The sequence below is a fragment of the Lutibacter agarilyticus genome (assembly GCF_900188235.1).
GTDB lineage: Bacteria > Bacteroidota > Bacteroidia > Flavobacteriales > Flavobacteriaceae > Lutibacter > Lutibacter agarilyticus.
In genome coordinates this window covers 20,205-37,900 of record NZ_FZNT01000013.1, presented here as the reverse complement: position 1 = coordinate 37,900, position 17,696 = coordinate 20,205, and the positions used below count along the sequence as shown (strand labels likewise).

Genomic DNA, 17,696 nt, shown 5'->3' with positions numbered 1-17,696 from the left:
TATATTAATGTGAATCTCTTGGTATTCCACTACCTGATTTCCCGTTTAAAAAATTTAAATCTGCTCCTAAATGCGCTTGCTGCACATGGTCTGTATACATTTTAACATATCCTCTTTTCAAAGCAGGTTCACTTGGAGTCCATGCTGCCTTTCTCTTTATAAGTTCTTCTTCTGAAATATCAAGATGTAACCTTCGTTCTGGCACATTCAATTCAATCATATCTCCTGTTTCTACTACTGCTAAAGTTCCACCTACAGCAGATTCTGGTGACACGTGAAGTATAACTGTTCCAAAAGCAGTACCACTCATTCTTCCGTCAGATATTCTAACCATATCTTTAATCCCTTTCTTTAATATTTTTTCAGGTAAATCAACATTGGCTACTTCTGGCATTCCTGGATATCCTACAGGACCTGCTCCTTTAAGAACAATAACACTGTTTTCATCAATATCAAGATCTGGATCGTCTACCTGTGTATGATAATCTTCTACCGTTTCAAACACAATTGCTCTTCCTCTATGCACCATTAACTCAGGAGTTGCTGCTGAAGGTTTGATTATAGCTCCGTTTTCACAAAGATTTCCGTAAAGCACAGCAATACCCGAAGCTTCTTTAAACGGTTTGTTAACTTGTGCTATTACTTCTTCATTATAACAAGCTGCACGATCATTATTTTCACCTATTTGATTACCATTAACTGTAATGGCATCATTATGAAGATGTTCTTTCATTGTCTTTATTACTACAGGAAGTCCTCCTGCATCAAAAAAGTCTTCCATCAAAAATTTTCCAGATGGCATTAAGTTTACTAAGAGAGGTATATTACTCCCTAAACTATCAAATTCTTTAAGATCTAAATCTACACCAACTCTTCCTGCAATCGCTTTTAAATGGATGATAAAATTGGTTGATCCACCAATAGCTGCGTTTATCTTAATTGCGTTTTCAAATGCTTTTTTAGTCAATATTTTTGAAATGGTTAAATCTTCCTTCACCATTTCAACTATACGTCTTCCTGAATTTCTAGCTAATAATTTTTTGCGTGAATCTACAGCTGGTATTGCTGCTGCTCCAGGCAATGTAAGTCCTAAAGATTCTACCATACATGCCATTGTTGAAGCTGTACCCATTGTCATACAATGCCCATCACTTCTTGCGGAGCACCCTTCAGCCTCCATTAAATCATCTTTGGTATACCCTTCGTTGCTAACTTTATCTTTTATATTCCATAAAAAAGTTCCAGAACCGATACGCTCTCCTTTGTACTTACCATTAAGCATAGGGCCTCCAGGAACTACAATAGTTGGTAAATCTACACTAGCAGCTCCCATTACTGTGGCAGGAGTTGTTTTATCACAACCAGTTAATAATACAATACCATCTAAAGGGTTTGCACGGATACTTTCTTCGGTATCCATACTTCCTAGATTTCGGAACAGCATAGCAGTAGGTCGCATTAAAGATTCTCCCATACTCATTACAGGAAATTCTAGAGGATAACCTCCAGCTTCTAAAACACCTTTCTTTACATGTTCTGCAAATTCCCTAAGATGTGCATTACAAGGTGTTAATTCTGACCATGTATTGCAAATACCTATAACTGGTCTTCCATCAAATTGGTCGTTAGGTAACCCTTGATTACGTAACCAAGAACGGTGTATAAATGCTGTTTTGTCATCAGCAGCATCAAACCACTCTTGACTTCTATATCTTTTTTTATCTTTTTTCATTATATTGTCTATTTATAAATTATATAGAGATTCCTTATTTATTTTGAGCCAGCATTTACAGTTGATTCTCCTAAACCTTCAGGTCCTAATGCAAGGTATCCACCATCAACATCTAATGTAGTTCCTGTTATAAATGACGCATCATCACTAAGCATAAAAAGTGTAGGTCTTGCTATTTCAATTGGTTGTGCCATTCGGTTTAATATTTGAAATTTCCCCCAAATTGGACCCCATTTTTCACGACCTCCACCATCTAAATCTGCTGCTTTATCTGTTTCGTTAGACCAAGTCCATCCAGGTGCGACTTCATTAACACGAATATTGAATTTTGCTAAGTCCAAGGCTTGACATTTTGTTAATTGATGTACTGCTCCTTTCGATGCATTATAAGTCCAGCGATCTATTTGAGCTATATACGCGGAAATACTTGAAATGTTTACTACTGCACCTCCTCCATTTTCTTTCATATAAGGAACAGCAAATTGAACCATTCTTGCAAATGCTACTGGACCGGTATTTAAACTACACAACCAGTCTTCCTTTGTTGCGTTAACTCCTTTAGCTGTAAAAGAAAAGGCATTGTTTACCAAGCAATCTATTTTCCCATAAATTTCAATGGTCTTCAAAATAGTTTCTTTACAGAACTCTTCTAGCCCCATATCACCATGGAGGAAAGTAACATTATAGCCTTCCTTTTTAAAGTTATGTTCAACCTCAATACCTCTATCACTGATACCCGTAAAAAGGACTTTACCTCCTTCTTTACAAAACTCTTCTACAATTGAGTAACCTAAACCCGATGAGCCTCCAGTAACTATGGCTACCTTATTTTTAAATCTATTAAAGTTCATTTTTTATATTTTTTAATTATTTAACCCATAAAATTGGATGGCATTTTCCCTAAACACAAGACTTTTATCGTTTTCATTTAAATCTTTGGTTAATGTTTCTGCAACTTGCAACCAAGTTTGCCATGTTGCCGCTCGCTCTAATGGAGGCCAGTCACTACCCCAGATTAAGCGTTTAGGTCCAAAGCTTTCAATTACCACTTCAGAAAAAGGTTTTAAATCATTTATTTTCCAGTTTTTTAAATTTGCATTGCCTAAAAAGTTTGAAAACTTACAATAGTGTGGTCCTGAATCTGCAAAGTTCTTTATAAGTTCTTTCCAAGGGTGTAACTCTTGCTTATCAATATTAGGATTACCTATATGATCTAGAATAAAACGTGTATCTGGACACTTTTCAATTAATTTCATTACTGCTTTGAAATGTGAAGGATCTATTGTTATTTCAAAATGTAATCCGTACTGTCCTAGTAATTGTACACCTCTTATAAAGTCGGGTTTTAAACAAAAATCTGGATCTTCTTCAAATTGTATAATTTGACGTACCCCTTTAATTCTTGGATCCTTTTTAAAACCTTGCAGTATAGGTTCAACGGCATTTCCTGTGTGTAATGGAGCCCAAGGAATTATGCCTTGTAAGCGCTTATCTACATCTGCGATATTTTGAACCCATTGCAATTCCTCCTGAAATTGTTCAGGTTTACATTCACATTGTACAAAAACCATAGACTCCACCTTTTGACACCCAATAGCTTTATCATAATCAGACATTAAATAGGTTTGATTTACAATAGGTTGCATATTTTTTAACCAAGGGTAAGTCAGCTTTTTCAAATCCCAAATATGTATATGAGTATCAATAATAGGTAAATCCATTTTTTATAAATTTTACTAAAGCGAATATTTAAATAGTTTTAAATAGAAATTATAGCACGATCTCCATATTCGCTTTTGTTTGTTTATTAAATTAGTTATCTATCAATTCGTTTGTATTTATTTCAAGATTAGGAATTGGTAAGGTCATTACCGTTTCTTCATTAGTATCATGAGTAACGTCTACATTCGGTAGAAATGTTGTTGCTGTGTTATGTGGAATAATAATGTTATTCAAAAAGTAATCATACCCACGACGTCTGTTGTTAAACCATCCATGAGTTTCTCCCATAAGTTCAAACTGATATTCTTTCATTATGGCATTTCTAAAAGATACTTGATCTCCTGAATAATCTGCAGGTGGTACAATACCTACTCTATCCAACACTTCTGTTACATAACCAAGCTGTTCACCATTTTGTAGCTCGTTAGAAATTTCAGCAAGCATTAGCAATAAATCAGCATACCTAAAAAGCTTGAAATTTTTATTGGTTACTCTTAATTCACTGTTTTGATTAGTTGAACCTATTTTCAATAAATGAGGAAAACCACCGTTAAAGTTTGGTCTACCAGTACCCCAAGGTATATCAGGATAAGCTCTACTAAGTCTACCGTTATTTTGCATTGTAAATGAACTTACATAAGTAGCTATGATACGCTCATCATCAGGATACGTATTTCTATGTAAATCAAATGCTTCTGCATTTATTTTTAACCAACCGAAGGTATTGGCACTAATATAATTACTTGGTGTAAATGCTCTCGCATGATCTAAAGATGCTAATTCAGAAGATTGAATTTCAAAAATAGATTCTAAAGTATTGTTACCTTTAGTATCATTAAATAAATCAGTATAGTTTGGTAAAAGGCTATAAACTCCATAAACTTTTATCGCCTCATTATAAGCTAATTGCCAATAGTTTACTCCTGGGTCTTGCACACCTACAGGTGCAGTTGCCAAAGTCATATAAATTTTTGCCAAAAGCATATCAGCTGCGTGTGGTTTAGGTGTACCTTCACCTACCGACCCATTCATTAATTCTTGTGCTTTTTTTACATCATCAATAATTTGCGCATACACTTCTTTAACAGGTGACTTCGCCATGTTTATTGTTGCTGGAGACACGGGCAATAGTCTTAAAGGTACTTCTCCCCAAAGTCTAACAAGATTAAAATAGTTAAACGCACGTACAAAATAGGCTTGACCTATAACATCATTAATCACTAATTCTTCTGTTTCCACTGGATAACTTGTTTCATTTGCAGAAGTAATAGCATCGTTAGCACGACCTATTGTTCTATAAATTTCATTCCAGGAATTCCCCAAATGAAGTCCACCACTTAATGGTTTTAAAGATGCTATGGTTATATTATCTACAACTTTATTAGTATTACCTCCACGCTTGGTTACACCAAAACCCGAATTTAATATTGTTAACATCATAAAATCATTACCATAATAGCTATAACCAACCATTGTTGAATATATCCCCTTAAGTGCAGCTTTAGCATTGCCGCTAGTATTATATACATTTTCATTTGCTAAAAATGTAGGCTCTTCTTCTAGACTACAACTTGTAGCTAGTATTGCCATCATCATTAAAATTATATGCTTTATATTTTTCATCTTTGTACTTTTTTAATTTAAAAATTTAGATTTAGGCCTAAAGTGATTTGCTTTGCATTTGGAAACCCTCCAAAATCAACACCTACTATATTTCCTGTCCAAGAAAAATCTGTTACCTCTGGATCGTAGCCTGAATATTTAGTGAATGTTAGTAAATTTTGTCCTGAAATAAATATACTTACCTCTTTGAATGTTTTAATATCTTCTACTGGAACATTAAACATTAGGGTTATATTACTCATTCTTAAAAAACTTCCATCTTCAATAATTCTATCTGTAATTGCTGTTGCAGTAATCTCCTTGTCGTACCCAATTCTAGGATATGTATTAGATTGAGTATCTGGCCTCCAAGCATTTTGATACGTTTCTGTAAGAATATTGTTATAACCTCCTTCAGGAGTTCCTATTTGCAATAAATTTCCATTTGCAAGTTGGTTACCGTATACACCGCTAAACTGTGCGCTTAAACTTAGATTTTTATAGCTAACATTTAGATTTCCTCCGTAAACAAATTCTGGATTAGGATCACCTATTAAGGTTCTATCGGAACCATCAATTTTATTGTCACCATTTTGATCTATAATTCTTATATCTCCTGGCTGTGTATCTGAAATTGTTATTGCATCTTCTGTTTGGTAGATACCATCTGTTTCAAACCCGTAAAACAAGCCTATTTGTTCACCTTCTATAAAAATATTTGCTGGTGCTTTAAAATATAAACCAGAAGAAATATTCTGTCCTAAATAATAACTTCTTGATTCAAGTTCTCCGTTGATATAAATATCTGACGGAGCAAGTCCAAGGTTTTGTACTGTATTTCTATTAAACGCTATATTTCCACCTATTTTAATAGAAAAATCGTTTTTATCAACAATCACTCCTTCTAAAGTAAACTCAAGACCTTTATTATTAATACTTCCTCTATTTACCAAAAGTGAACCAAAACCTGCTGAAGTTGGTAAAGGTTGATTTAATAATAAGTCATCGGTTTGTTTGTCATAAACATCAACAGAACCATTCAATCTATTTCTAAAGAATCCAAAATCTAATCCTAAATTTAATTGCCTTGTAGTTTCCCATTTAAGATTAGGGTTACTTACGTTAAAAGGTGTAAACCCTATATCCGTTCCTTCATTAGTGTTTCCATATAATACAGGACCGTAATTAGCAAATGTATTATACGCTGAAATACCCTGATTTCCGGTAGCTCCCCAACCAGCTCTCAACTTTAAGTTATTTATAAAATCTACATTTTCAAGAAATGCCTCCTTGTCTGCTCTCCACGCTAAAGAAAACGATGGAAAATAACTAAATCTATTTTCTTTAGAAAATTTTGAGGATCCATCTGCTCTAATACTTCCTGTAAAAATATACTTATTATTAAGTGTATAATTAACCCTTGACAAGTATGATAGTAATTGGGTTTTTGATGGGTTAACAGTTAATGGTAATGCAACAAATTGACCATATTGTGGAGCATCTACACCAAACTCTGTTGTTGAAAAATTTTCTACTCTATATACTGAACTTTCATTATCCTTAACATCATACGTAAATCCAAGAACTGCATTAACTCTATGTATTTTATTAAACGTTTTATTATAGCTGAATAAATTATTGATTTGGTAAGACTTTGAATCTAAATTAGAAATTGATAAAGATCCATTACTAAAACTCCCAACAAAAGTTGATAAGCCAAAAAAGCGTTTACGTTTTTTACTTCGCATGTTACCTCCCAGTTGAAGTTTGTAGTTTAATCCTTTTACTCCAAATAATTCTTTATATGTTAAATTTATAGATCCAATGTATCTTTTTTCTTCCGCTACATCTTCAAAATCATCAATAAAAGTAGTTGGCCCCCTTACTTCTAAATCATCTTGATTTTCAACATCTGCTGGATTTAATATTAAAGGAGGATAAAGGGTAAGCTGATTAATAAAACCTCGATTTCCACCAGCCTTATCACCTGCATTTGCAAAATCTCCATCTGAATAGAATGCACTTAATTTTGCACTTACGCTAAGCTTAGGAGATAAATCTTGATTTAAATTAATACTAAAGGTTCCACTTTGTAACCTCGTATTATCTACAATACCATTTTGGTCGTTATATACGGTAGAAATATAGTAATTTCCAGTCTCGCTACCACCACTAAAAGAAGCTCCTGCTGAATTAGAAAAACCTGCTTTAAATAATTCATCTTGCCAGTCATGTTGATCAGCAGCATTAGTACTTACAACTGGTTCACCATTATTGTTATAATTTATTGGATATACTTGCCCACCTTGTATACTATAAGGAATTGGCTGATTGTTTATTGTAGCCGTCTCATTCTTATACTCAGCAAATCCTACACCGTCTAACACATCATATGTTTTTGTTACAGTTGCAACACTGCTATTTACAAATGCCTGTATTGAAGACTTAGCACCTGCTTTACCTTTTTTTGTAGTTATTAAAACAACTCCATTTGCCCCTCTAGACCCATAGATAGCTGTTGCTGATGCATCTTTTAGTATTTCCATGCTTTCAATATCACGTGGATTTATACCGTTTAATCCGCTTTGCGGCTGTAATCTCGAGTTACCACCTCCTGCATCTGCACTATCTTCACCTGCCGATGAAATAATAACGCCATCTACAACATAAAGCGGTTCATTATTTCCTCGCAAGCTACTTGCCCCTCTAATTCTAACAGATACTCCTGAACCTGGACTTCCTACATTCTGTGTAACTTGTACACCAGCAGCACGACCTTGAAGCATCGCATCAACTGTATTGTATTGAGATTTCTGTACCTCACTTACTTTTACAGAAGTAACAGCACCTGTTAAATCACTTTTACGTTGCGTACCATATCCTACAACCACTACTTCTTCAAGAGATTCAGCATCTGGTAACAATTGAATTTTGAATTTAGTAGTATCACCAATTGTTAACTCTTGACTCTCGTAACCTAAATATGAAATCATTAATGTTCCACCTTTTTCAGGAACGGTTATTGAAAAAAGACCATCAAAATCAGTAGAAACACCAATATTAGTTCCTTTAATAAGCACATTTACTCCAGGTAAAGGCACACTATTTTCATTTAAAACAATTCCCTCGATATTATTGCTTTGTGCTACTGCCATTAACGGAAGCAGAAACAACAAATAAAGCACTCTAATTTTTCTCATAATATTAAATTAATGTTTGGTTAATATGATACAATAATAATTATAGACTTCATCTAAGACAGGGTATTATGGATTTTTGACAAGGTGAAATGTTTTTATCTAAATTATTTGCTGATTTTTATAGAAATAGCGTGTTTGAAATGATTTTTAAAGAGAATTTTAAGTTCTAACTTCAGTAAATCCCTACTTAAACAAGTGATTTTAATTTGATAACTATAAATTATGAGAGCTTAAATAAATAAGAGTTTCTGATTACAGAATAGGATTTAAGACCTTTGTTAGATTAAAAGCTAGTCAATTCTCTTTTTGATAATTGTATAACATTGAAATTAACTCCCAACCATTAACTTGTTTAGAAAATGAATTAACACCAGTAGTATGATACAATAAAACTCATTTTCTTTGGCTTGGTTTTGAATATAGGCAACACCAAATTACTAGGTTGAATTTAAATGATAGTAAATCTATTTATTATCCATATAATTTAAGCAATTAGGACATCTATGGTTAAAGTCAGTTGCAACTCAAATTTAAGTATTTGCATTATTGCTTAATAAAAAAATAGCTATAAAAAAGACTACCTTGAAGCTATTCTTAAAAAAAGATTTGAGAACTTATAATTTCATTTTGTATATGTTATTTTTCAATACCTAAACCTGTTGCTGCCCAATAAATACCTCCATAAATATGAGCTAAAAACCAAGGGTCGTTATAGGCTTCAGGAATATGTCCTAAGGTAGTATAAAATGATCTTCCACCATCAAAATCTTGATACCAAGCAATTGGGTGAAAATTTCCCATTGCAGTAAAACGTGTGTTATCGCCCCAAGTTTTATTAGGATTATATGTTTTTTCATCGACTTTTAATAATAGGTGTAAATTTCCTGTAAGAGGTTCTCCATAAGAATACCACTCATCTGTCCAAATCCATTTTTCATTAAGATGTATGGTTGATGGATGTGTTTTATCTTCAATACTAATAACTGCTGTTTGTTTTTCAGGATGATCTATAAATTGACGACCAACCAATTGTTTAAACCACAATTCTTGCTTTTTATTAGCTGAAACAGCATGAATACCTACAAAACCACCTCCACTTCTAATAAATTTTTTAAAACTATCCATTTGTTCTTCAGAAAGATTATAACCTCTGGAATGCAAAAAAACAATTACATCTACTTGACTTAGATATTTATCAGTAAATACATTTTTAATATTACCATTTGATTGCTCCCAAACTAAATTAAAATCATGTTTATCTGCAAGCTTTCTAAATTGTTTAACAGCAACTGGTATGGTTTGATTATGCCACCTATCTGGACTGGTAAACAATAGCACCTTAAATTGTTGTGCGCATAAGCTACTTGTTGCCACAAAAACTAAACAAAAACTTAATATTTTAGAATATTCTCTCATCACAATATTTATGTTTTATTTATTTTTAAGATTATGAATTAACGCTTTTTTAATTGATGTATCCCAAAGTTTATTCTTTTGAATCTAGATTAATTAATATATTTTAAGGTTTTGGGATCAGTATTTTGATAGATAAAACAGTGTATTGCAACATAAAGTTGGACACTAGCAATCAATATATTTTTTTTTGAAGCTTATAAGCATCTTTTTTCATTACTTCTTTGGCTATTTTTATATTCTTTATAAAAACATAAACATCTAACCTTAACACTAATCACTGTGATATCTTAGAATTATTAACTTTATTATACTTTTGATCTAAAAGATTTAAGGTATTCACTCGGGGTTGCTCCAAACTGCTTTTTAAAACATGTTCTAAAATATTTAGGATCTGAAAAACCAACCATAAAAACAACTTCAGTTATTGAATATTGACCAGATTGAATAAGATTAGAGGCACGCTTTATTCTAATGGTTCTAATAAACTCAGAAGTTGATTCACCTGTGATTGATTTTATTTTTTTAAAAAGTGCCGAACGGCTCATCCCCACATCCAATGCAAACTTTTCTACGGAATAATCTGGATTATCTATATTTTTCTTAATAATTTCTAAGGACTTCTTTAAAAATTCTTGATCTAATTTACTCGACAGTTCTTTCCAAGTAGATGAGGTTGGTTTTGTCTTAAATTTTTCAGCCCATTGCTGTTTGGTTCGCAAGATGTTATGAACTCTTAGTTTTAAAACTTCCATATTAAATGGCTTTAAAACAAACTCATCAGCACCTGTTTCCAAACCTTCTTTTTCATTTTCTATTCCTGCTTTAGCTGTAAGAATAATTACAGGTATATGACTTGTTGTGATATCATTTTTAATTTTCTTACACATTTCAATACCATTCATTTTAGGCATCATTAAATCTGAAATGATAAGGTCTGGACCTTTTTCTAAAGCTATTTTTAATCCCTCTTCACCATTAGGCGCTACTAACACTTTGTAGAAATTTTGAAAATAGTCAAATAAATATTCCCTTAAGTCTTTATTATCTTCTACTACTAAAATGGTTTGTGTTTCATTTTTATGCGTTACTGTTTTAGAAGTATTAGAAGACTCGGAGAGTATATCCTTAAAATCTTTAATTTCATTTTTAATAAAACTAAAATCGTATTGTTTAGGTTGAACCTCTAAAATAGAATCCTGTTCATATTCAATTTTTGAAATAGGAATAGCAATAGTACAAGTTGTACCCTTTTCAATAATACTATGAATGTTAATAGTTCCTTTGTGAATTTCAACAAGACGTTTTGTATATGCCAAGCCTAAACCCGATCCCATTTGAATGGTGTTACTTTCTTTTTTAACCTGATAAAACCTTTCAAAAACACCTGATAAATCATCACTAGCTATTCCAATGCCCTCATCAACCACGTTAATTATGGCATAATCTTTAGCATTCTTGGTTTCTGTTTCAATAGATAATTCAATTTTTTTATTTGGCTCGGTAAATTTAAAGGCGTTGGATAGTAAGTTATATATTATTTTTTCAATTTTATCATTGTCAAACCATGCATCAATCGTTTTTTCAGTTGTTTTAAAAGTAAAATCTATATTTCTTTCTAAAGCAATTTCTTCAAAAGCATGATAAATTTCTTCAATAAAATTAACTAAATTACCTTGTTCTACTATTAAATTTATGTTGCTAGATTCTGCTTTTCTAAAATCAAGTAATTGATTGATTAGGCGTAATAAACGTGTTGAATTCTTGTACATTATGGCATTTAAACGCTGTAGGTATTGTTCATCATTACTACCTTTCATAATTTGTTCAAGAGGACCTATAATTAATGTTAAAGGTGTTCTTAATTCATGGGAAATATTCGTGAAAAACCGTAATTTCATTTGATTAATTTCTTCAGATTTCTCGTGCAATGCGCTTTCTAATTTAAGGTCATTCTTTAATTTTATTTGATGCCATCTAACTTTAATAATGATATAAATAATAGCAAAAAATAAAGCTATAAAAAACAAAATAGCCGTGGTTGTTAAGTACCATGGTGGAGTAATTTTTATTTTTATTTGTTTTGGAACATCATTCCAAATACCCGAACTATTAGACCCGTAAACCTTAAAAATATAATTACCTGGTGGTACATTTGTATAGGAGGCGAATCTACGCTCTTTACCCATTGATGTTTGTTGTTTTTCTTCAAACCCTTCTAAAATGAATTTATATTTGTTTTTTTCTGGATTGGAAAAATGCATGCTAGAAAAAACAAATTCAAAAGAATTTAAATTGTATGGTAACACAATCTCTGTAGTTTTATTTATACCTTTTGTAAGTATATTTCTACCTTCAATTTCTTCATTCACCTTAACAGACTCATTAAAAAGTTTAAAGTCTGTAATCGTTAACTGAGGTTTCTGAGTATTTACTGTTAAACTGTTAGGATTAAAAAATGTAAAACCATTTACACCGCCGCAAAGCATTGTTCCTGTTGAAGTAAACTCCATAGCACTATCCATAAACTCATCTACATTAAACCCATCTTTCTTTTCAAAATAAATAATGGTTTCATTATGAGGATTTAGCTTTGAAATTTCTCTTGAATGCATTAACCAAATATTCCCTTCAAAATCTTCTCTAATTTGATAAACTACATTACTTGGCAACCCATTTTCAACAGTAAAGTGTTTAAATTCTATAGCGCCATTATCAGCATATTTTATCCGATTTACACCACCTCCATAGGTACCAACGTATAAATTACCATCTTTAGCCTCATAAATATCCATGATATAGTCATTACTCAAAGAAATAGCATCTGCTAAATTACTATAGAACCTCTCGAATGTTATGTCTCCCATTTCGGAGTGTATTAACCTATTAAGTCCATTAATAGTTCCTACCCAAATATTACCTTGGCTATCCTCTAATATATCTCTGATATTGTTATTTGACAAACTAGTAGAATCTTTAAGTGAAGCTCTGTAATTAACAGTATGGTATGAATTGTTTTGTTCATTAAAAGTCATTTTGACTAAACCATTTTCCCAAGCTCCAAACCAAATAGCATCATTTTTATCTTCTTCAATAGCAAAAACACGACTTTGAATACTATTTCCCTGATTATCTTTTATACTATCAAATGTTTTAATTTTAAAAGTGTGAGAAGCCTCATTATATTCTACCCTACTTAAGCCATTCATTGCTCCTACCCACATAGCACCTTTTCTATCTCTCATCAATCGTTTTACCTCAGGTGTTATAAATGTTTTAGCTGTATTATTAACACTTATTGAATAACTATCTATGTTTGGAGATTTTGATTTATTGGCTAATAAATTATGCTGTAACCCATTTTTCCCCAATACCGCAACTGTACCACCTTGTGTTCCAAACCAAAAATTACCTTTTTGATCTTCGCACATAGACAATATTGGGGATTTGAATAGCGCTGATGATGTATTGTAATTTAAATATTCTGTTGAATTGTAAAATGTATGATTGTCTAAATCCATTTTATACAGCCCATTATTTAAGGTACATAACCAAAGAATATTAGAATTATCAATAAAAATTTCTTTAATTTCCTGACTACCAATTAATTTTTTTAACTGATTATTTTGAGATAAATTATTTATTTCACCTGATTCTGTATTATAATTCAAAAAAAGTCCATTTCCTGCAATCCATATCCTTCCTTCATTATCACTACACAAATTTACACTGCGTTGCACTTTTAATTGTTCATTGCGAATACCTGATCTAAGTGCAATTTTTTTAGATTCTATAACCTTTAAATCATCATTCAGTTTTATCTTCAATAATTCAAGATTATTATTGACAACCCAAATTGTATTCTTTGGGTATTCCAACATATCAAGTATAATTTCATCCTTTCCAAATATTGGTTTTGTATAGTCTGTTGCGTCAAAATTTAATTTTGGAGTTTTTCCGTCTTTAATAATATCTACTTGGTGTAATTTAACTTTTGCTGAAGGCGTTAAAAACCAATATTTTCCATTTGCAGAAGCTATTAAGTTTTGAATATTTAAGTTGATATCATCATATTTCTTCAAAAAATAATCATATTCCAATTTTCCTTGGGAATCTATTTCAAAAAACTTTATTCCCTTAGTTGTATTTATAAAAAAAACACCTGTTTTTGACTGATGAATTACACTTTTACCTGAATATGTAGGTTCATTACTTCCTTTAAAATAAACATCAATTTTTCCAGTTTTTGTATTAATTCTATTTAAACCAGCTTCCGTTCCAACCCAAACAAAACCATCTTTGTCTTCAAATAATTTAAAAATAACATTACTACTTAAACCACTAGAACCTGAAGCAAAGTTAAATTGCTTCATTGAGTAACCATCGTATTTATTTAAGCCATTAAAAGTACCAAACCACAAGTATCCGTCCCTATCTTGAATTATACTTGTAACAGTATTATTTGATAACCCCTCATCTCCAGCTATTTGATTTAAACGCCATTGAGAAAACATAGACAGATGCAGTAGTAAAAAAAGACTGACAAAAATATATTTTCTCACTAGTTTATTCATTTAAATTTTATGTTTTAGAATTGGTTTTCTCCAAATATAGTTACAATTAAAGACTAAACAACACTTCTACAAATTATCTTAAACAAGATAAGTTGTTTTAAGTAGCATAACTCATTTATATATAATTCATCTTATTCTGAATTCTATATAATAAGGCTATTTAGTTAAAAAGTCCTTTAGTTGTGCTTTTAATTTTTTGGCCTCTGAGGCGTAATCTGAATCATCTACTAAATTTCTAGTTTCCAGAGGGTCAACTTGGTAGTCATATAGTTCTCGTCCTATAATTCTACCTTCCTCATATGGTGTATAAGATCTATATCCTTCATCATGCCATTCTGTGTATCTGTAACGATTGGTTCTAATAGAGTATCCCATTTTTGACTTATGTCTTCTGAATTGACTAACTGCATATTGAGGATCTATATTCGTATTTGGATCTGTATCTAATAACGGAGTTAATGATTTCCCATCAAGCTGAGGAGACTTTACTCCTACCAAATCAAACACAGTTGGAAACAAATCAAGTAATTCTACAGGCTTATCTACCTTTGTGTTTTTTGCAACTCCAGGACCTGCAAACATAAAAGGAATACGTGTTGCTTGCTCAAAATTTGAATGTTTATTCCATTCCGTATGATCTCCTAAGTGATAACCATGGTCTCCCCATAACACAATCACCGTTTCTTTTAAAATATTTCGTTCCTCTAGCGCATCTAACAATTTTCCTATCTGAGCATCTACATAAGAAATACTAGCCATATATCCATGTATTAATTCACGCTGCTTATCTTCTGGTAATTTTTTACCAATACGTGCATTATTGTCAATATCTGAATAAGACCTTAATTCCCCAAATGAATGATAGGCTATTTTAGGTGTTCCTTCTGATAATTCTTGAAATTCTGCTAATTTTATATCTTCTCTTTTATATAAATCCCAATATTTTTTTGGTGCAATAAAGGGCAAATGCGGTCTTATAAACCCAACACCTACAAAGAATGGTTTCCCTGTATTTAATATAGCATCTATCTTTTTTATGCCTTCTAAAGGATACAAGCCTGTGGTATAAGATTGATCCGAAACATCCGCACTTTCGGTGCTGGGTTTTAATTTTTCAAACGCATATTCGCGCTGTTGTTTATTGTTTAATCCTTTTTCTTTAGCCTCATTAATATAGCTAGTCAATAATCTTTTGTTTTCTGGATTTTGGTACGCTAAAACAGGATTACCATATTTTTCATCAAAATAATTAGGCTCTGTGTGCGGAATACTCCAGCTTTTATAATCATGTCCTTTAGATACTGGTCCATGATGATAAATTTTGCCTGTAGCAGAAGTTTCATAACCTTGTGTTATTAAATACTCTGGCATTGACATTAATTCTGGTGCTGATTCTCTAAAATTTGTTTCCAAATCCCATACTTTGGTATGGTCTGGATACATTCCAGTCATTACACTAGCTCTTGATGGTCCACAAACTGCTTGTTGCACATGAGCATTGGTAAAAATAGTTCCCATTTTTGCCAAACGGTCTATATTAGGAGTATACATTTCACTTTCTCCATAAGCATTTAACAGTGGTTTTAAATCATCAACTGCAATAAAAAGTATGTTTTTAGGCTTCGAATTTGTAAGCTTCACACTTTTTTTATTTGTTTTACAACTCCCTAAAATAAGTATAGAAAGTAACAAAAACGCTATATTTATATTTCTAAAATTCATTTATTTTTCATTTTTAGTTCTTAAATCTTGAACGGAAGACTCTTTATAACCAACAATATATCCTGTTTTTTTATCAGTAATAATTTTGCTGTAGAGACTCTTAAGAGAACGCTATCTATTTTGTTAAAAAACTTTTTAGTTCTGCTTTTAAAAGCTTTGCTGTATCAGCATAACTTGCATCATTGATTAAATTTTTAGTTTCTAAAGGATCAACCTCATAGTCATATAATTCTCGTGCAAGGATTCTCTCTTCCTTATATGGAGTAAATGATCTATACCCATCATTATGCCATTCGGTATATCTATAACGATCGGTTCTAATAGAGTAGCCCATTTTATCTTTCCATCTTGGGTATTGACTAACTGCGTATGTAGGATTTATATTAGTTTTAGGATCTGTATCAAGTAAAGGTTTTAATGATTTTCCGTCTACTTTAGCTTCTTTTACTCCTGCCAAATCAAACAAGGTTGGAAATAAATCCAGCAATTCTACAGGCTTGTCTATTTTTGTGTTTTTTGCAACACCAGGACCTGCAAACATGAATGGAATTCTTGTTGCTTGTTCAAAATTTGAATGTTTATTCCAAAGTGCATGATCACCTAGGTGATACCCATGATCTCCCCATAAAACGACAATAGTTTCATCTAAAATATTACGTTCTTCTAATGCATCTAGTAATATTCCTATTTGTGCATCAACATAAGAGATACAGGCCATATATCCATGAATAAGTTCACGTTGCTTTGCTTCAGGCAATACATCTCCTGTGTCAAGTCTACTATCAATATCTGACATATTTCTCAATTCTCCAAATGAGTGAAAAGCCCATTTTGGAGTACCTTCTGATTGCTTTTGTGGAACTGCTAGTTTAATATCTTCTCTTTTATAAAGATCCCAATATTTTTTTGGAGCTACAAAAGGTAAATGAGGTTTTTGATAACCTATACCGACAAAGAAAGGTTTCCCTGTCTTAATTATTTTATCCATCTTTTTAATACCTTCAATAGTATATAATCCAGTTGTATATGATAAATCTGAAACATTGGCACTTTCAGTACTTGGACGTAATATGTTGAAAACATAATTCCTTAACGCTCTATTAGTAAGTCCTTTTTCTCTACCTTCCTTCAAAGCAGCATTCATTATCCTTTTAGTTTCAGGATCCTGATAGGAACCAAAAGCAGGTGTACCATATTTCTCGTCATAATAATTAGGGTTAGAGTAGGGAATACTCCAACTTTTCCTATCAATCCCTTTATGATAAATTTTACCAGTTGCAGAAGTTTCGTAACCTTGTGTAATTAGATACTCTGGCATTGACAATAATTCTGGTGCAGAATCTCTAAAATCTGTTTCCAAATCCCATACTTTGGTATGGTCTGGATACATTCCAGTCATTACACTAGCTCTAGAAGCACCACAAATAGCTTGTTGTACATGAGCATTGGTAAATATAGTTCCCATTTTTGCCAAACGGTCTATATTAGGAGTATACATTTGATTTTCTCCATATGCATTTAACAATGGTTTTAAATCATCAATAGCTAAAAAAAGTATGTTTTTAGGTTTTGAATTTGTAAGCTGTACACTTTCTTGTTTTGTTTTACAACTCCCTAAAATTATTGTAGATAGTAGCAAAAATGCTATATTTATATTTCTTAAATTCATTTAATTTTCTTTTTTTAGTTCGTAAATATTGAGCGGAAGGCTCTTTATAACCAACAATATTT

The 17,696-nt window shown here is 31.9% G+C and carries 9 protein-coding genes; all 9 read right to left on the bottom strand.

Annotation, left to right across the window (positions count from 1 at the left end; translation table 11 throughout):
* Positions 1-4: 4 nt before the first annotated feature.
* Positions 5-1,732 (bottom strand): IlvD/Edd family dehydratase, encoded by a 1,728-nt coding sequence (locus CHB67_RS16565; protein WP_089382924.1) that lies wholly within the window; start codon positions 1,730-1,732, stop codon positions 5-7.
* A 38-nt stretch (positions 1,733-1,770) separates the two neighbouring features.
* Positions 1,771-2,583 (bottom strand): SDR family oxidoreductase, encoded by an 813-nt coding sequence (locus CHB67_RS16560; RefSeq protein ID WP_089382923.1) that lies wholly within the window; start codon positions 2,581-2,583, stop codon positions 1,771-1,773.
* Between the two features lie 12 nt (positions 2,584-2,595).
* A complete protein-coding gene (locus tag CHB67_RS16555) occupies positions 2,596-3,453 on the bottom strand; it encodes an amidohydrolase family protein (protein WP_089382922.1) in 858 nt (285 codons plus the stop codon).
* Between the two features lie 91 nt (positions 3,454-3,544).
* Positions 3,545-5,077 (bottom strand): RagB/SusD family nutrient uptake outer membrane protein, encoded by a 1,533-nt coding sequence (locus CHB67_RS16550; protein ID WP_089382921.1) that lies wholly within the window; start codon positions 5,075-5,077, stop codon positions 3,545-3,547.
* A gap of 17 nt (positions 5,078-5,094) precedes the next feature.
* Entirely contained in the window at positions 5,095-8,256 is a 3,162-nt protein-coding gene (locus CHB67_RS16545; RefSeq protein ID WP_089382920.1) for a SusC/RagA family TonB-linked outer membrane protein, read from the bottom strand.
* Positions 8,257-8,892: 636 nt separating this feature from the next.
* Positions 8,893-9,672: a ThuA domain-containing protein gene (locus tag CHB67_RS16540; RefSeq protein ID WP_089382919.1), complete on the bottom strand. Its 780-nt coding sequence runs from the start codon at positions 9,670-9,672 to the stop codon at positions 8,893-8,895.
* Positions 9,673-9,977: 305 nt separating this feature from the next.
* The gene (locus CHB67_RS16535; protein WP_089382918.1) at positions 9,978-14,243 is read right to left on the bottom strand and encodes a hybrid sensor histidine kinase/response regulator transcription factor; all 4,266 of its coding nucleotides are present in this window, start codon (positions 14,241-14,243) and stop codon (positions 9,978-9,980) included.
* A 156-nt stretch (positions 14,244-14,399) separates the two neighbouring features.
* Positions 14,400-15,965 carry a sulfatase gene (locus CHB67_RS16530; protein ID WP_089382917.1) on the bottom strand — a complete coding sequence of 522 codons (1,566 nt, stop codon included), beginning with the start codon at positions 15,963-15,965 and terminating at the stop codon, positions 14,400-14,402.
* A gap of 115 nt (positions 15,966-16,080) precedes the next feature.
* Positions 16,081-17,634, bottom strand: coding sequence for a sulfatase (locus tag CHB67_RS16525; protein WP_089382916.1), 1,554 nt, complete (start codon positions 17,632-17,634; stop codon positions 16,081-16,083).
* Positions 17,635-17,696: the final 62 nt, after the last annotated feature.